The organism is Snodgrassella sp. W8158 (assembly GCF_016100435.1).
Taxonomy (GTDB): domain Bacteria; phylum Pseudomonadota; class Gammaproteobacteria; order Burkholderiales; family Neisseriaceae; genus Snodgrassella; species Snodgrassella alvi.
This window is the reverse complement of sequence record NZ_JACFSM010000001.1, coordinates 65,163-83,291: the sequence shown is the minus strand read 5'-3', so window position 1 is coordinate 83,291 and position 18,129 is coordinate 65,163. Positions and strand designations below refer to the sequence as shown.

Genomic DNA, 18,129 nt, shown 5'->3' with positions numbered 1-18,129 from the left:
AAGTCGATGATCGATGAATAGTCATTAAAGAAATTCAGGTAATTAATATTATGAATTTTAAATATTAAAATATTTTGATACATTTTTATGTTGTAGTTTAATTTATAGTTTTTCATTCCCTTTATATAGAACATTTTTCTGATTAAATTATTTTAATGTTTTAGTTGTTTATGAATCCGGATTAATAAAGATTTTAGTTTTAATAAATTATCTAACGGAAATATATTTCTATATAAAAAATCCTTAAACGTTATTGTTTAAGGATTTTTATCAATTAATGATTAAGTTTAAATCAGAACAGCACATCCCTGTGCCGGGTCACTGCTGCGTGCTGCTATAGCTGCTTCTACTGTCATGCCCAGTGCTTTGGCTACGCCTGCACCATAGTCCGGATGGCAGGCATTGCAGTTACGAATATGTCTGTATTTGATAAAGTCAGGTGCATCACCCATAGCTCGTGCTGTGTTTTCAAACAGTACCTGCTTCTGGTTATCATTCATTAAGTTAAATAAGGCGCGGGGCTGGCTGAAATAGTCATTATCGTCTTCGTGGAAATTCCAGAAATCAGCATCACCATGTATTTTAAGCGGAGGTTCACGAAATTCAGGCTGTTCCTGCCATTGATGAAAGCTGTTAGGCTCGTAATGGGGCAGACTTCCATAATTGTCATCTACCCGGGTTGTACCATCACGATGGTTACTGAAAACGGGACAGCGTGCTTTATTAACGGGTATCTGATGATGATTGACCCCTACACGGTAGCGGGCAGCGTCTGCGTAATTATACAGGCGTGCTTGTAATACTTTGTCAGGAGAAACGCTGATTCCCGGCACCAGATTACTAGGAGCGAAAGCAGCCTGTTCAACGTCAAGATAATAGTTATCCGGGTTGCGGTTTAGTTCGAATTCGCCCACCTCGATAAGCGGATAATCGCCATGCGGCCATACTTTAGATAAATCAAACGGATGATAGGGTACTTTTTCTGCATCGGTTTCCGGCATGATTTGGATATACATTGTCCATTTAGGAAAATTACCGGATTCGATAGCATTGTAAAGATCGCGCTGATGGCTGTCGCGATCTTGTCCCATGATAGTGGCGGCCTCTTCATCGGTAAGGTTTTTAATTCCCTGTTGAGTGCGGAAGTGAAATTTAACCCAGAAGCGTTCTTTATTAGCGTTAATGAAACTGAATGTATGTGAACCGAAACCATGCATATGCCGGTAACTGGCCGGTATGCCTCTGTCGGACATGGTAATGGTTACCTGATGAAATGATTCCGGCAGTAAAGTCCAGTAGTCCCAGTTATAAGTAGGGCTGCGCAGATTGGTACGGGGGTCGCGTTTGACGGCTTTATTAAGGTCTGGAAATTTACGCGGATCACGCAGAAAAAATACAGGTGTATTATTGCCTACCAGATCCCAATTGCCCTGTTCGGTATAAAAGCGCATGGCAAAGCCGCGGATATCGCGCTCAGCATCTCCGCCACCGCGTTCAGCTGCTACTTCGGAAAAGCGTACAAACATTTCGGTTTTTTTGCCAATCTGGCTGAATAGTTTGGCACATGTATATTGGGTTATATCGTGGGTAACTGTGAAAGTACCAAATGCACCTGAGCCTTTTGCATGCATCCGGCGTTCAGGGATAACTTCACGGACAAAATTGGCCAGTCTTTCGTTCAGCCATAAATCTTGAGCCAGTAAAGGACCGCGTGGTCCGGCTGTAAGACTATTCTGATTATCAGAGACAGGCGCCCCCTGATCTGTTGTGAGATGGGTTACCGGGCATTTTTTTATATCATGGTTCATGGTAAAGCTCCTTGTTAATTTGTTATTAAAAAAGTCCTTTACTGCTTTTGGCTACCCAGATGATTATAGGCTTTTGAATAAAATATGATGTTAATATTTTGTTATTTTATGTTTTATTGTAAATAGAAATTATTTTTAATATTGTGTGAAATTTTTAATGTATTGAGTTTTAAAGTGAACAATTTTTGGTTATTGCTGGTTGTTGCCCATAAATAAACCAGCCTGCTTTGGCTGGTTTAGAAAATTAATTCAGTTGTTTGAGTAAAGAAATCTTGCTATATAGTCGATTCACTTAAACAGAGAAAGACGAGCCACAACCACAGGTGGTAGTTGCGTTAGGGTTGCGGATAACAAATTGTGAACCGTGCAGACTTTCAGAATAATCGATTTCTGCACCAACCAGATACTGATAACTCATTGGATCAATCAGAAATGTTAAGCCATCTTTCTGGATTTCAAAATCATCATCATTAACGATTTCATCAAAAGTAAAACCGTACTGGAAACCTGAGCATCCCCCACCTGTTACGAATACGCGCAGTTTCAGGTCCGGATTGTTTTCTTCTGCAATTAAATCTTTTACTTTGGTACAACAGCTTTCAGTAAAGATAATCGGTGTTTCAATATCGGTTTCTGACATGGTGTAGTCCTTTTAATAATATGTGCATACTTGATTGTCTATCCTGCTGACCGGTTATGGCAAGAGGGGAATAAGATTTAATCCGCTTTTTTCATCAAACCCGAACATGATATTCATATTCTGTACAGCTTGTCCGGCTGCACCTTTTACCAGATTATCAATTACAGAAAGTATAATCCAGGTATTATTCTGCGGCGCAGGTTGTATACTGATGCGACAGAGATTCGCTCCGCGGACTGAGCGGGTTTCAGGTGCACTGCCAGCAGGCATGACATCAACAAACGGGCTGGATTGATAATAATCGGCAATCAACTGATATGGGTTGCAACCTTCTTTTACTTGAATATATATGGTGGCATGCATGCCGCGAATCAAGGGCATCAGATGAGGTACAAACACCAGACTGTTACCTGAATTAGGTTGTAAAAGATTCAGTGTTTGCCTGATTTCCGGTAAATGTCTGTGTCCGCTGATACCATAAGCTTTGAAATTATCGCTGCATTCTGCAAACAGGTTGCCGGTATTTGCTTTGCGACCAGCACCAGATACTCCAGATTTACAATCGGCAATAAGCGGCATGTCATGAATCAGACATTGTTGCTGTAATAAAGGTAACAAAGGCAGGCTGACGCAAGTTGGATAGCACCCAGGATTGGCTACCAGCTGCGCCTGAGTAATGGCAGTACGGTTCAGTTCCGCCAAACCATAAACAGCTTTTGCGATCCATTCGGGGCTGGCATGAGTAAACGGATACCATTTTTGCCAGACTGCTACATCTTTGATACGGTAATCTGCAGACAGGTCGATTACTTTAACTCCCTGTGTCAGTAATATTGGAGCCTCATGCATGGCTACACCGTTAGGTGTTGCAAAAAATACTAAGTCACATTTACTTAAGTCGGCCTGATTGGGATGTTGGAAAATCAAATGATCATAGATGCCGCGCAAACTGGGAAAATAATCGCTTAGCGTTGTTCCGGCAGTGCTGCGGCTGGTAACAGTGATGATTTCAGCTTCCGGATGCTGTGCCAGTAAACGTAATAGTTCTACACCAGTATAACCTGTGGCTCCGACTATGCCGATTTTAATGCTCATATGGATCTCTCATGAATTTTTTGCAATTGCTGTGTAGTTAAATCACGACCTGAGCGCCGAGTTCGACGACGCGGTTAGCCGGTATATGATAGTAATTACCGGCTGAAGCACTGTTTTTATATAACCATTTGAAAAGGCGTGCACGTAACCGCCCCATATTGCCATGTTTGGTTTTGGCGGCAACAACAATGCTGTCGTGCGACAGAAAAAATGAGGTATCCATGGTATCAAGTTTAATCCCTTGTTCAGCCATCAATTTCAGAATATGGGTGATATTGGCTGTTTCCTGAAAACCATAATTGGCGATGACTCTGGTAAAGCGGGGACCAATCTGTTTCATGGCAATACGGTCATTATCGGCTACATAGGGTATTTCTTTGGTTTTGACGCTGAGTAATACATTATAGCTATGCAGTACTTTATTGTGTTTCAGATTATGCAGGAGTGCTCGCGGAATGCTGAACGGGTCGGAAACCATGAATACTGCATTGCCGGAAACAATCTGAGGCGGGTAGTAGTGCAGGTTTTCAACAAAATTATCCAATGAAAATTCCTGATTTTGCTGTGCCTGTAGCAATTGTGCCTGTCCGCGACGCCATGTTGAGAATAATGTAACCACAATCAGGGCTACCATTACCGGGAACCAGCCGCCATGAATTAGTTTTAGCAGGTTACTGCTGAAGAAAACCAGATCAAAACACAGGAAAACCGAAGTCAGCAGTAAGGCAAGCGGGATTGGCCAGCGCCAGTTTTTAATCATCACTACACAGAACAGACATGAGGTAATAACCATAGTACCCGTAACCGCAATACCGTAAGCTGAAGCCAGATGTTCTGAGTCGTGAAAAGCCAGTACTACTAATGTAACTGCTACCAGTAACAGCCAGTTAACCAGCGGCAGGTAAATCTGACCAACTTCTTCATTATTGGTATGGATAATATTCATGCGCGGGGCAAAGCCAAGCTGTATTGCCTGACGGGTAAGCGAGTAGGCTCCAGCAATAACGGCCTGACTGGCAATAATAGTTGCAAAAGTAGCCAGAATAATTAATGGAATCAATAGCCAGTGCGGTGCGCTGAGAAAAAACGGGTTATTAATTGCATTCGGATTATGCAGAATCAGGGCACCCTGACCCAGATAATTGATAATCAGACTAGGTAAAACAATTTTTATCCATGCTGTCTGGATTGGTTTACGACCAAAATGTCCCATATCGGCATAGAGGGCTTCTGCACCGGTTACAGCCAGTACAACGCAGCCCAGCCCGATAAAACCGTCCCAGCCATGATTAATGGCAAAATTAATTGCATAGAAAGGGCTGAACGCAAGAATAATTTTCGGAGCCTGAACTATCTGATACAGGCCTATCAGTGCAATAGCACTAAACCATATCAGCATAACCGGACCAAACAGTGTACCGATTTTGTGTGTACCTTTTTTTTGAATTAAAAAAAGTCCGAACAGGATAACCAATGCTATTGGCATAACATAAGACCGGAAGCTTTCACTGATTACCGTTAACCCCTCTGCAGCGGATAAAACCGATACGGCCGGCGTAATCATGGCATCACCGTAAAAAAGAGCGGTGCCGGTAAGCCCCATCATCATCACAATCCATACAGGTTTACCCTTAAGATGCTGCATTGCCTGCTGCATCAGTACAACAACGCCGCCTTCACCATTATTATCGGCTCGCAGAATAAACAGAACATATTTCAGAGTAACGATCAGGAGTAATGACCATACAATCAAAGAAACAAAGCCCAGTACATTAGTTTCTGTGGGAGCGATTGTAGAAGCGCGGAAGCTTTCTTTTAAGGCATACAGAGGACTGGTTCCAATGTCACCGTAAACAATACCCAATGCAGCCAGTGTCATTGCGGTATTGGCAGAAAACTGTTTACGCATTTATTTACCTCTAGTGATTATAGGGGAGTGCAGTTTAGTCTTAACGTCAACTTTAGCCAATCCCTTAAGTGTGAGTTTCTTTAGTTTTTTATTCAATAGTCATAGCAACTTATAATTAATTCATATTAATTTTGTGCTTTTGGATATGATGCAGATGCATCATTTATCAGTATATCTGAACGAAACGGTAAATTGTTGACATTATTTCATAATTTGTTATGAAAAATTTACATAATGTTAATTATTATGACTGATTTCAGACAGTGATTATACAGTGCCAATGACGCAATTAATTGATATGTTTGTGCTAATCGGTATTAATTTTAAATTTGAATAATGGCAGGTGGTTTCTTTTTTTTCAACAATGAGTTAAAATAAAGAAATTTTTCGAATTATTGAGAAATGGCCCTAAGGCCATTTTTTTGTTTTTATGGAGCACAGATGGATATTCAGGGCATTTTAGAAAAAACTTTGCCGGGTCTGGGCTATGAGCTGGTTAATTATGAGCTGACTGCTCAGGGGGATTTACGCGTCTTTATTGATAAGGCAGAAGGCGGTATTTCCCTGGATGATTGTGTTGCGGTCAGTAATCATTTAAGCCGGGTATTGGCTGTAGAGGATGTGGATTATCAGCGTCTGGAAATTTCCAGCCCGGGCTTAGACCGTCCTTTAACCAAACCGGCAGATTTTACGCGTTTTACCGGGCAACTGGCCAAGATTAAGACACGTTTGCCTATAGACGGGCAGAAGAATTTTATTGGTCGGATTAATGGTATTGATGAAAACGATTTAATCAGTATTACGCTGGAAGAAATTAATGAAGCGCGTCGGGTCAAACGTGCTGCTGTGGCAGCCGGTAAGACAGTTTTAATAGAATGGCAGAATATTGATAAAGCACGTTTAAAACCAGAATTTGATTTTTAAATTGAAATTTCATATTTTTGTAAGCAAAGGCTTACAAGGAGAATTAAATGAGTCGTGAAATTTTACTACTGGCCGAAGCTTTGGCCAGTGAAAAAAATGTAGATACAGAAGTAGTATTCAGCGCGCTGGAATTTGCTCTGGCCAGTGCGGCAAAGAAAAAAACTGAGCGTGAAAATATGGATGTGCGGGTGGTGATTAACCGCAATACCGGCGATTACAGCAGTTTTCGCCGCTGGCTGATTGTGGCTGATGAGGATTATACCTATCCCGATATTCAAAAAACCATTGAAGAGATTCAGGAAGAAATTCCGGGAACTACGCTGCAGATTGGTGAGTATTACGAAGAACCAATCGAAAATGTAGAATTTGGCCGGATTGGCGCACAGACAGCCAAACAGGTTATTTTGCAGCGCATTCGCGATGCAGAGCGTGAACAGATTTTAAATGAATTTTTACAGCGTAAAGATAGCCTGGTTCTGGGTACGATTAAACGTGTGGAACGACACGGTGCAATCGTGGAAATTGGCCGTCTGGAAGCACTGTTGCCGCGAGATCAGATGATTCCGCGTGAAAACTTTCGTAATGGTGACAGAGTACGGGCTTTGTTTTTACGGGTAGACCAGATTGGTAACCGCAGTCAGGTTATTCTGACACGTACTTCGCGAGAATTCCTGTTAAAACTGTTTGAAATGGAAGTGCCGGAAATTGAAGATGGTCTGCTGGAAATCAAGGAAGTAACACGTGATCCGGGTTTACGTGCCAAAATTGCGGTGAAATCCAATGATGCTCGTATTGATCCGCAGGGTACTTGTATTGGTGTACGCGGTTCGCGTGTCAATGCAGTAACGGAAGAGTTAGCAGGTGAGCGTATTGATGTAGTGCTGTGGTCGCCTGAAACTGCACAGTTTGTGATTAATGCGCTGAGTCCGGCCGAAGTAACCCGTATTCTGATAGATGAAGATCATCATTCTGTTGATGTGATTGTGGCAGAAGATCAGCTGGCCCTGGCAATCGGACGTGGTGGACAGAATGTACGTCTGGCAGCCGAACTAACAGGCTGGCAGCTGAACATCATGACTGTGGATGAGGCTCAGGAACGCCACGAAGCTGAAGATAAAGCCGTACGTGAGCTGTTTATCAATAACCTGGGTGTTGATGAAAACGTAGCTGAGGTACTGGTTCAGGAAGGCTTTACCAGCCTGGAAGAAGTGGCTTATGTTCCTGTTCAGGAAATGCTGGAAATTGAGGGTTTTGATGAAAGTACGGTAGAAGAATTGCGTAATCGTGCCCGTGATGCCATTTTAACCCTGGCCATCGCCTCTGAAGAGCAGTTAGAGCACATGGACGAAGATTTGAAAAATCTGGAAGGTGTTGATCAGGAAATGCTGCATGATCTGGCCAATGAAGGAATTAAAACCCGTGATGATCTGGCCGAATTGTCAGTAGATGAACTGATTGAAATTACAGGCATTGATGAGGAAACCGCCAAGAAAGTGGTGATGGCAGCACGCGCCCACTGGTTTGACGAAGTATGAGGGTACGCGAATGAGTAATCAAATAACTGTAGAACAATTTGCCTCGGAACTGCATTTATCAACCTTAAGGTTGCTGGAACAGTTAGCCGAAGCAGGAGTACACAAACAGGCAGCGACGGATAAACTGACAGCTGCAGATAAAAAACAGTTGCTGGTTTATTTAAAGCAGTCTAATGGTAGTCAGTCTGCCGGTACCATCACGCTGAATCGTAAAAAACCAGCTGAAAAAAGTACTGTTGGCGGCGTTGAAGTTGAAACCCGCCGGCGGCGGCGTATTGCTGTACCGCCGGAAGAACAGGAAGCCAGACAGGCAGAAGAAAAACAGAATCTTCCGCAGCCTGAATCCGAACCGGTGAAAACAGCAGATACTGAGGCTGAAGAACTGGCAAGAAAAGCTGCTGAAGAGCAGGCTGAAGCGCGACGCAGAGAAGAATCTGCTGCGGCAGCAGCTGCAGAAGCAGCACGTCTGAAAGCAGCACGTCTGAAAGCAGCAGCGGCGGCCAGTAAAACCGAACAGAAACCTAAAGTGGAATCTGTGCAGACAGAAGTGGTAAAACAGGAAGTGAAACAGCAACAGAACGCAGCAGCTCAACCTGCAGAAGTACCTGCTGATAAAAAGCCAGCAGCAGACAAAACTGAGCAGTCTAAATCCAAACGCAACAACCGTAACCGGAATGCGAAAAAAATTGATTTGGCTGCACTTAAGGCTGAAGCAGCTAAGCCGATTATCAGTCCTGAAGAGCAGGCTCAGCGTGATGAAGAAGCCAGACGTGCTGAAGCCATGCGCGCTCATCGTGAAATGTTACTGAAACAGAAACAGGAACGTCAGGCACGGCGCGAAGCAGCTAAACAGCAGGCTAAGGAAGAAAGTAAAGCAGTTAGTGAGCAGAAAACTGCTGAAGTGCGTTCGGCTAAGCCAACTGAGAAAAAGCCGGTGAGCAGTAATGCACCGAAAGCGGCAGAAAATGTGTCTGAATCAGCAGGCCGGCGTAAAAAGGATGAACAGCGTCATCAGCGTGAAGACGATATGCCAAAAGGTAAATCAGCACGCGGTGGTAAAAACCGGCGTTCGGCAGATGCGGCCAACTCTGAAGAGGGACGCAGCAGCAGACGAGGCAGTAAAAAAGGTGGTAAGAAACAGCTTAAACTGGAACCGAATCAGCATGCCTTCCAGGCACCTACTGAACCTGTAGTACATGAAGTGCTGGTGCCGGAAACCATCACGGCTGCTGAGCTTGCACATAAAATGGCTGTTAAGGCTGCAGAAGTGATTAAAACCCTGATGAAGATGGGTATGATGGTGACCATCAACCAGTCACTGGATCAGGAAACCGCCCTGATTGTAGTAGAAGAAATGGGGCATATCGGTAAGGCTGCTGCAGCTGATGATCCTGAAGCCTTTCTGGATGAAGATACTACCGTTACTGAGGCTGAAAAATTACCCCGTCCGCCGGTGGTTACTGTGATGGGGCATGTAGACCATGGTAAAACATCCTTACTGGACTATATTCGCCGTGCCCGTGTTGTGCAGGGTGAAGCAGGTGGTATTACACAGCATATTGGTGCCTATCATGTGGAAACACCGCGCGGTGTGATTACATTCCTGGATACACCGGGACATGAAGCATTTACTGCTATGCGTGCCCGCGGTGCGCAGGCTACCGATATTGTGATTCTGGTGGTGGCTGTTGATGATGGAGTAATGCCTCAGACTATTGAAGCCATTGCACATGCTAAAGCTGCTAAAGTACCTTTAGTAGTGGCTGTAAATAAGATTGATAAAGAAGGCGCCAATCCTGAACGTATTCGTCAGGAACTGACAGCACATGAAGTCATCCCTGACTCATGGGGTGGTGATGTACAGTTTATTGATGTTTCTGCCAAACAGGGCACCAATATTGATGCATTGCTGGAAGCAGTATTGCTGGAAGCAGATGTTCTGGAGCTGAAAGCTCCTGTAGATTCTGCTGCTAAAGGTATTGTTGTCGAGTCACGTCTGGATAAAGGGCGTGGTGCGGTAGCAACCTTGCTGGTACAAAGCGGTACATTGCGTAAAGGTGATGTTGTGCTTGCCGGTACGACTTTTGGTCGCGTACGTGCCATGGTAGATGAGAACGGCAAAACCATTACTGATGCCGGCCCGTCTATCCCGGTAGAAATCCTGGGCTTGTCAGATGTACCTAATGCCGGTGAAGATTTTATTGTACTGGCCGATGAGAAAAAAGCACGTGAAATTGCTCTGTTCCGTCAGGGTAAATATCGTGATGTACGACTGGCTAAACAGCAGGCCGCCAAACTGGAAAACATGTTTAACAACATGGGTGAAAATCAGGCGCAAAGCTTGCCGATTATTATTAAAGCAGATGTTCAGGGTTCTTATGAGGCCTTAGCAGGAAGTTTGCGTAAACTGTCTACTAATGAAGTACGGGTTGATGTATTGCATAGTGGTGTAGGTGGTGTGACAGAATCTGATGTGAATCTGGCTATCGCCTCGGGCGCAGTAATCATCGGCTTTAATGTACGTGCTGATGCCACTGCACGTAAACTGGCTGAACATGAAGGTATTGAGATCCGGTATTACAATATCATTTATGATGCTATTGATGATGTGAAGGCAGCTTTAAGCGGTATGCTGGCACCAGAACAAAAAGAAAATGTGATTGGTACAGTAGAAATTCGTCAGGTTATTAACGTATCAAAAGTGGGTAATATCGCCGGCTGTATGGTAACCGATGGTTTAATCAAGCGTGATTCTCATGTTCGGTTAATCCGTAATAATGTGGTTGTACATACAGGTGAACTGGCTTCATTAAAACGCTTTAAAGATGATGTTAAGGAAGTACGTCAAGGCTTCGAATGCGGTCTGATGCTGAAAAACTTCAATGAAATTATGGAAGGTGATCAGCTGGAAGTCTTTGAGGTAGTTGAAGTTGCCCGTAAGCTTTAAAATGATTTAGGGTATAACAGGCAGCCAGAGAAGTTTCCGGCTGCCTGAATTTACTGGCCTGATCACAGAAAGGAATGATTATGCGTAAACCTCAGCGTGGTTATGCTCGTCAGGATCGTGTTAAAGAGCAGATTATGCGTGAACTGGCCGAACTTGTACGTGTTGGTCTCAAAGATCCGCGTGCCGGTTTTATTACAATTAATGAAGTAGAAGTAACCCGCGATTATAGTCATGCTACTATTTATTACACTGTGCTGGATGACAGTACCCGTGCTGTAACCGAAGAAGCACTGGAACATGCTAAGGGTTATTTGCGTAGCGAACTGGCTCGTCGAATAACTTTATTCCGTACACCTGAGCTGACGTTCATTTATGATGACTCGCTTGAACGAGGTATGAGTATTTCGCATTTGATTGATAAAGTTTCTAAAGAAAAACCGGTTGAGGATTAAATGAAGCTTAAAAAAGAGGTTGTCCAAGATTGGACAACCTCTTTTTATATTATTTAACCTGATTTATATTATGAATTTAGCGGCCATAGTGAACCATTACTGAGGCTTTGGCAATGGCATGACTATTCACTACAAAACCCGTATAACTAGTAGTTGCATCCTCGGGTAAATCAATTTTATCAGTATTCAGAGCATAAACAGTAAAAATATAACGATGGGGCGGATGACCTTCTGGCGGATAAAAACCCGAATAACCTAAAGTTCCGCTATCGTTACGTAGCTGACGTGTTCCGGCAGGTAAATTCTGCCCGCCTTTTGCACCAGCATTTCTTTTCAGTTCAGTTAAGTCTTTTGGCAGATTAATCGCCATCCAATGCCACCAGCCTGCACCTCCTGTAGGCGCATCAGGATCATGGCATTGAATTGCAAAACTTTTGGTTTCGGCTGGCGCATTTTCCCAAATTAAAGCAGGAGACTGGTTATCACGATCACTTTGATAAGAGGAATCAACAGTATCGCCATTTTTAAATTCAGGACTGGTTAAAGTAAATGTATTTGGCATTATATTTCTCAATGTCATTGGAAAATAAGATATGTAGTGATTTAATTTTGCTGGATAAGGTTGGTTAAGTCAATGTAAATGTAAAAAAATTAAATAACAATGGAATTAGTTAAATGGGTTTTAAATTGGCAGCAAACTAATTGCAAACATTAATTTGGCTGATTGATAAACTGTTATAAAATATCAGACCAGTGGTTTGCTCTATTGGGAATATCAAGATGAAAGAAATATTACCTTGGGTATGCATTCCTGGTTTTATGCTCGATGAAACATTATGGAATGATATGAAAGCTAATTTGGCTGAATCCCAGCCGGTATTATGTGCATCACTGGTAAACGGAGACAGTATTGCTGCTATGGCAGAAAATATTGCTGTTTCTGCTCCTGAACGTTTTGTGCTCATTGGTTTTTCGCTTGGCGGCTATGTTGCAAGAACACTGGCCGCCCAGTATCCGCAGCGGGTTGCTGCCCTTGTCTTAATTGCTACTTCATTGCGTGAGGATACACCACAGCAATACGCAGCAAAGCAAAATACTTTACAAATTCAGCAGCATCTAAATTTTCGTGGTTTGGGACATAAGGCTATAATCCAGACGTTGCGACCTGATAATCAAAATAATCAAGAGATGATTAGCAGAATCCGGCAGATGAGTGAACGTTTGGGTTTTGATGTGTTAAGCAGACAATCTTTGCTAAACCGTAAAACTCCGACAGGTCAGAAAATTTCCTGCCCGACTTTGATTATTGCTGCTGCGCAGGATCAGATGCGCTTTATCGATGAAGCTAAGGAGTTGCAGGAATTTATACCACAGGCTAGTCTGAAAATAATCGAAAATAGCGGGCATATGTTGCCACTGGAGCAACCGGAAATATTGGCTGAAACGATATCCGGCTGGCTCAATCAGCTTTGATGTAATTAAATTTAATTAAAAATATTTTTGGTTTTATCAGTTAAATATATTAAGTGTGCTTACTGATGAATAAAGCAGTTAATTATTGCGGATGGCATTTGAATTTTGTGTATTCTGTTCCAGCCATTTTTGCGCTGTAGCTGTATCACTAAAGTATCTGGGTCGTTGCAAAGTTAGTAAATTAGCAAGACGTATACCTATACGAATCCAAACATCGTCAACGACAATAGCAGTGCGACCAAAATCATGGGCATGCTGACGCAGAAATCTGAGATGTTCTAAAGCCATATCTATAGTGAAATCTTTCATCTGGCTCAGATCAAGTAACAGATTAGGTAAATGAATGTGTTCAATGGCTTTTAACAAAGCATTTTCCAGCTGATAAAAGTCTTCCAGTGTAAATTCATTGTATAGTACAACGTCTAAACCGTAACTTTTCTGATGGATAGAAATCATATATTTGCCTTTAATGCCCAGAACAATTTATCTTACCTGATTCAGCAGATTTTAAAATATCATACTAATTGATTAATATATTGGCTATGATTCTTTTAAGTCTATTCTGATATTGATTAGAAAATTTTAAAAGCTGTGGTATTGATACAACCAAACTATAGGTTGATGGATTTTATTAGTCAAATTAAATCATCTGTTGGAAACAGAATATATTGCAATTTATTGCTATAAAATAAAACCAGCGGTTTTTGGTACTAAAAACTGCTGGTTTGGTAATGTCAAAGTGTTTTTCTTTATCTTTGAGGAATATTATTCTGATTATTTGTAGTAGTTACAAGTGTGCCTGAAGGTACAAAACGATAGAAAACTTCGCCATCCTGTATATAACCCAGTTTATCCCGAGCCATTTCGTTTATCGCATCTTTTCCATCGGCGAGATCTTTAATTTCGGCGGTAAGAGCACGATTACGCTGTATCAGGGTTTCATTACTGGCATTCTGATTTATGACGTTGTTCTCTAAATTCCACATATCGTGCCAGCCACCATGCCCCATCCACAAGTCGTATTGTAAACCGGCCAATGCAAATAACAGTACCCAGGTTACCCACTTCATTTTATTTGCCTATAATATTCCATATCAGAATTAGCTAAGCTGATAAAAAGCTTTTTTACCGGGATAGTAGGCTGCAGAACCAAGTTCTTCTTCAATTCGCAGCAACTGATTATATTTCGCAATACGATCAGAGCGTGAAAGTGAACCAGTTTTAATTTGCATGCAGTTTGTACCTACAGCCAGATCAGCTATGGTGCTGTCTTCGGTTTCGCCGGAGCGATGGCTCATTACACTGGTATAGCCAAAGCGTTTGGCTAAATCTACCGCTTTAAGTGTCTCGGACAATGTACCAATCTGATTGACCTTAACCAGAAGTGAGTTAGCCAGACCCTGGGTTATACCTTCGCTTAAAATAGCCGGATTGGTAACAAACAGATCATCACCAACCAGCTGTACTTTTTTACCCAGACGTTCTGTCAGAAGTTTCCAGCCTTCCCAGTCGTGCTCGCTCATACCGTCTTCAATAGACACAATAGGGTATTTGTTAACAAGGTCAGTCAGGTAGTCAGCAAACTCGGCACTGGTCAGGCTCAGATTTTCTGCAGTTAATTCATAATGCCCGTTTTTGTAAAACTCACTGGAAGCGCAATCCAGAGCCAGTACGATATCTTTGCCCGGAATATAGCCTGCTGCCTCTACAGCAGACAGAATCAGCTGAATGGCTTCTTCATGACTGGCTAAATCTGGCGCAAAACCGCCTTCATCACCAACACTGGTAGACATACCTTTATCATTACATAATTTTTTCAGATGGTGAAATACTTCAGCACCACAGCGCAATGCCTGACGAAAAGATTCTGCGCCCACCGGCATAATCATGAATTCCTGAATATCAAGGCTATTATTGGCATGTGCACCGCCATTGATAACATTCATCATCGGAACAGGCATGGACATTGGCCCGGCACCGCCTATATAACGATATAGTGGCAAACCGGCATCTTCTGCTGCAGCACGGGCAACTGCCAGTGAAACTGCCAGCGTAGCATTGGCTCCAAGGCGACCTTTATTATCAGTACCGTCCAGATCAATCATAATCTGGTCGATATAGCTTTGTTCACTGGCATCAATGCCGATAAGTGCCTGTGCAATTTCATTATTAACATTCTCTACAGCCTGTAATACACCTTTGCCCAAATACCGCTGTTTATCGCCGTCACGCAGTTCCAGTGCTTCTTTTTCACCGGTAGACGCGCCGGAAGGCACGGCAGCTCTGCCCATTACCCCAGATTCAAGCAGAACATCACATTCAACTGTCGGGTTACCGCGTGAATCCAGTATTTCACGCGCAAAGATGTCAATAATTGCACTCATGCAAGTCTCCAGAATTTTAAATTTTATATTGTTATGCGATAAAGACTACAAACAATAATTTTGCCAGTCATCGGGTTGACCAGATGGTTAAACTTTGTATTATACCGGAGGCTGAGTATGAGAAAAGGGTAATTTACACTTGATTTTTTTGAGCAGTAAATTAAATAGAACAATCAGGTAGCATATGTTTATTATATAAAGTAAACAAATTGATTTCTGTTAAAGGTGCTTTGGAGAATCAGCTAAAACTCTCAGGAACTTATGGTGGCTATATATCACTTTATCTGAGATCGGAATTTTAGTATAGCTCAAATTTGTATCCATCGGTGGTTTATAGGCGTAAAGAAAATGTTGTTTACTGCTATAGTGTTAGCAAATAGGGCATCATTTCGGAGTTTTTTTTGTATATTTTTGTTTGACAGTTAAGAGTTGATTAGGTATAGTTCGCAACTTCTCTACGGAGAGTTGGCCGAGTGGTCGAAGGCGCTCCCCTGCTAAGGGAGTATACGGGCAAAACCTGTATCAAGGGTTCGAATCCCTTACTCTCCGCCATATTACAAAAAATCCCTGAATTAAATTTCAGGGATTTTTTATTTACTGGTTTTAAAATGAGAGTATGTATCGCTATTGGTAAATCTTATTTTCAAATCATTTAGTTATGTCATTACTTGCCATGACATAATACCTACGCCAACTCAAATGGTATTCTTTTTTATATTTTGTCAATAAATCTGATGCTTTTTAGGTATATTTATGTTAAATTATATAATGATTACTATTATCATTTAAATGAATTTAACTAAATAATTTATTTAAATTTTATTAAAATAAATTCGTCAGAGGTCCGTCTTCATTATGCGTAAACTGATTCACCATTCGTTTTCACTGGCATTACTCCCAACTTTAATATCTCCGTTATATGCTGCAGAAGCAGTACTGGATGATGTAGTGGTAACAGCTTCGGGATTTAAACAACAGGCAAAAAATGCAGCAGCATCAATTACTGTGATTAATGCCAAAGAACTCGAAACTAAGGAATATCACGATGTCACTGATGCTTTGCTGGATGTACCAGGAGTGGTAGTAACCGGTGGCGGCAGTACGAAAGATATCAGTATCCGTGGGATGTCGGGTGCTTATACTATGTTGCTGATAGATGGCAAACGGGTCAATTCGCGCGGGGTTCGTCCTAATTCCGATGGTCCGGGAATTGAGCAGGGCTGGATGCCACCAATTTCAGCGATTCAGAGGATTGAGGTGATTCGTGGTCCTGCTTCAGCTTTATATGGATCCGATGCAATGGGTGGGGTGATTAATATCATTACCAAAAAAACAGCTGCTGACTGGACTGGTTCAATTAAGGCAGATGCTACTATACAACAGCATAGTAATAGCGGTAATACTCTGCAAAGCAGCGTTTATGTTTCCGGTCCGTTAATTCAGGATAAATTAGGTATCCGTGTTAATGCAGGATATTCTCACCGCGATGAAGATAAATTTATCGGCGGCTATAAAGAACAGCGTATGCGCAACGGTGATCTGGTTCTGTCCTGGACACCGGATGATAAAAATACAATTGATTTTGAATTAAACCGAAGTTTACAGAATCGCAATGGTAAAGTAGGTAAAACAATTGATACAGCACCCCGCAGGGGTGTAAAACCTACAGACGATTACACGCTGTATGATCGCAATCAGTATAGTATTACTCATCGTGGCTACTACGATAAAATTGATACTCAGACATATGTTCAGCGTGAGGAAAATGATAATCCGTCACGTGATATGCATGAAAAAAATACTATTTTTAATACCCAGACTCAGTTTCGCCTGAATAAGCATACTTTGAGCATCGGCGGCAGATGGCAGCGGGAAGAACTGAATGATACGGGTAACCAGCTTGTTATTAACGGGCGACGGTTAACTCATCTGGAGCGTGATTCCTGGGCAGTTTTCGGACAGGATGAATGGCGTATCGTGCCAACATTTGCACTGACTGGTGCAGCACGACTGGATCATGATGAAAATTATGGTTCTGAGATCACTCCAAAGCTTTATGGTGTATGGACGCCTAATAAAGAATGGACAATAAAGGGTGGTTATTCCCGTGGTTATAAAGCACCTGCACTGCGTGCAGCATCAGATGGCTGGGGGCAGGTAACCGGTGGTGGATATTCTAATGGTATTATTATAGGTAACTCAAATCTGAAACCGGAAAAATCAGATAATTTCGAAATCAGTTTCAACTGGGATAATAACCGTAATCTTTCTGCTGGTTTAACTACTTATTATACAAAGTTTAAAAACAAAATAACGGAAGTACGTACCTGTCAGGGTAAGGCTGGTTCAAATGCCTGTTCTTGGCGTAATGAATATTTTGATTTCATCAGTCAGCGCGAAAATGTGGATAAAGCAGTTTTACGCGGTATAGAAGCAACATTTGGCTGGAAAATTACACCAAAAGTAGACTGGTCTGCGAATTATACCTACACACATAGTGAGCAAAAGAGTGGTCAGTTTAGTGGTAAACCATTAAATGAAATGCCAAAAAATATGTTCAATACAACGCTTAACTGGAATGCGACGGAAAAATTATCTACATGGGCCAGATGGAATTTCCGCAGCAGAACTTCAGATTATCTGTCACGAACCTCAATGGCAATTGGTAAACCATCATATGGTTTTGTAGATACAGGATTGGTATTTAAACCGAAAAAAGATCTGATTTTAAGTGGCGGTATTTATAATATATTTGATAAAAGAGTTGATCAGAAAGATTATGGTCGTACTCTGGATGGGCGCCGTTATAGTATTAGTGCACAAGTTAATTTCTAATCTGAAGTTATTGCTGTTTCAAAATAATTTCTTATTATTAACTTTCTGAAAAAAGTATAAATCTGTCAGCTTTCCATTGTTGAAAGCTGGCAGATTCCTAATGATGAATAGTTATTTAAATTTCTGT

The 18,129-nt window shown here is 41.9% G+C and carries 14 protein-coding genes and 1 tRNA gene; 7 read left to right on the top strand and 8 right to left on the bottom strand.

The annotated features are described in order from the left end of the window. Positions 1-287: 287 nt before the first annotated feature. From H3V11_RS00385 to H3V11_RS00370, 4 genes are all read right to left on the bottom strand, one after another. The gene (locus H3V11_RS00385) at positions 288-1,808 is read right to left on the bottom strand and encodes a catalase (protein WP_198189986.1); all 1,521 of its coding nucleotides are present in this window, start codon (positions 1,806-1,808) and stop codon (positions 288-290) included. A gap of 292 nt (positions 1,809-2,100) precedes the next feature. After that, positions 2,101-2,448 carry an iron-sulfur cluster insertion protein ErpA gene (gene erpA, locus H3V11_RS00380; protein ID WP_025330995.1) on the bottom strand — a complete coding sequence of 116 codons (348 nt, stop codon included), beginning with the start codon at positions 2,446-2,448 and terminating at the stop codon, positions 2,101-2,103. A 54-nt stretch (positions 2,449-2,502) separates the two neighbouring features. After that, a complete protein-coding gene (gene argC / locus H3V11_RS00375; protein ID WP_198223672.1) occupies positions 2,503-3,549 on the bottom strand; it encodes an N-acetyl-gamma-glutamyl-phosphate reductase in 1,047 nt (348 codons plus the stop codon). A gap of 31 nt (positions 3,550-3,580) precedes the next feature. After that, on the bottom strand, positions 3,581-5,452 hold the full coding sequence (locus tag H3V11_RS00370) for a potassium transporter Kup (RefSeq protein WP_232335724.1): 1,872 nt from the start codon (positions 5,450-5,452) through the stop codon (positions 3,581-3,583). A gap of 441 nt (positions 5,453-5,893) precedes the next feature. Between H3V11_RS00370 and rimP the strand changes: the two genes are divergently transcribed. The 4 genes from rimP to rbfA all read left to right on the top strand — a co-directional run bounded on the left by rimP (position 5,894) and on the right by rbfA (position 11,310). Continuing rightward, positions 5,894-6,376: a ribosome maturation factor RimP gene (rimP, locus tag H3V11_RS00365; RefSeq protein ID WP_198223364.1), complete on the top strand. Its 483-nt coding sequence runs from the start codon at positions 5,894-5,896 to the stop codon at positions 6,374-6,376. A gap of 47 nt (positions 6,377-6,423) precedes the next feature. Then, on the top strand, positions 6,424-7,911 hold the full coding sequence (nusA, locus tag H3V11_RS00360; RefSeq protein WP_037392462.1) for a transcription termination factor NusA: 1,488 nt from the start codon (positions 6,424-6,426) through the stop codon (positions 7,909-7,911). Positions 7,912-7,921: 10 nt separating this feature from the next. After that, complete coding sequence (gene infB / locus H3V11_RS00355; RefSeq protein WP_198223363.1) at positions 7,922-10,858, top strand: translation initiation factor IF-2; 2,937 nt, start codon at positions 7,922-7,924, stop codon at positions 10,856-10,858. 80 nt (positions 10,859-10,938) lie between these two features. Then, on the top strand, positions 10,939-11,310 hold the full coding sequence (rbfA, locus tag H3V11_RS00350; protein ID WP_025330989.1) for a 30S ribosome-binding factor RbfA: 372 nt from the start codon (positions 10,939-10,941) through the stop codon (positions 11,308-11,310). 76 nt (positions 11,311-11,386) lie between these two features. Here rbfA and H3V11_RS00345 read toward each other — a convergent pair whose 3' ends face one another. Continuing rightward, complete coding sequence (locus tag H3V11_RS00345; RefSeq protein ID WP_038648930.1) at positions 11,387-11,872, bottom strand: YbhB/YbcL family Raf kinase inhibitor-like protein; 486 nt, start codon at positions 11,870-11,872, stop codon at positions 11,387-11,389. 218 nt (positions 11,873-12,090) lie between these two features. Between H3V11_RS00345 and H3V11_RS00340 the strand changes: the two genes are divergently transcribed. Beyond that, entirely contained in the window at positions 12,091-12,783 is a 693-nt protein-coding gene (locus H3V11_RS00340) for an alpha/beta fold hydrolase (RefSeq protein ID WP_198223362.1), read from the top strand. Positions 12,784-12,861: 78 nt separating this feature from the next. Here H3V11_RS00340 and H3V11_RS00335 read toward each other — a convergent pair whose 3' ends face one another. From H3V11_RS00335 to eno, 3 genes are all read right to left on the bottom strand, one after another. After that, on the bottom strand, positions 12,862-13,239 hold the full coding sequence (locus H3V11_RS00335) for an STAS/SEC14 domain-containing protein (protein WP_198223361.1): 378 nt from the start codon (positions 13,237-13,239) through the stop codon (positions 12,862-12,864). A 293-nt stretch (positions 13,240-13,532) separates the two neighbouring features. Further along, complete coding sequence (gene ftsB, locus H3V11_RS00330) at positions 13,533-13,853, bottom strand: cell division protein FtsB (protein ID WP_198189991.1); 321 nt, start codon at positions 13,851-13,853, stop codon at positions 13,533-13,535. A 30-nt stretch (positions 13,854-13,883) separates the two neighbouring features. Then, positions 13,884-15,167, bottom strand: a complete 1,284-nt coding sequence (gene eno / locus H3V11_RS00325) for a phosphopyruvate hydratase (RefSeq protein ID WP_100125926.1) — start codon at positions 15,165-15,167, stop codon at positions 13,884-13,886. Between the two features lie 459 nt (positions 15,168-15,626). Here eno and H3V11_RS00320 point away from each other — a divergent pair. Both H3V11_RS00320 and H3V11_RS00315 read left to right on the top strand, forming a co-directional pair. Then, positions 15,627-15,719: transfer RNA gene (locus tag H3V11_RS00320), tRNA-Ser, on the top strand. A gap of 303 nt (positions 15,720-16,022) precedes the next feature. Continuing rightward, positions 16,023-18,002 carry a ligand-gated channel protein gene (locus tag H3V11_RS00315; RefSeq protein WP_198223360.1) on the top strand — a complete coding sequence of 660 codons (1,980 nt, stop codon included), beginning with the start codon at positions 16,023-16,025 and terminating at the stop codon, positions 18,000-18,002. Positions 18,003-18,129: the final 127 nt, after the last annotated feature.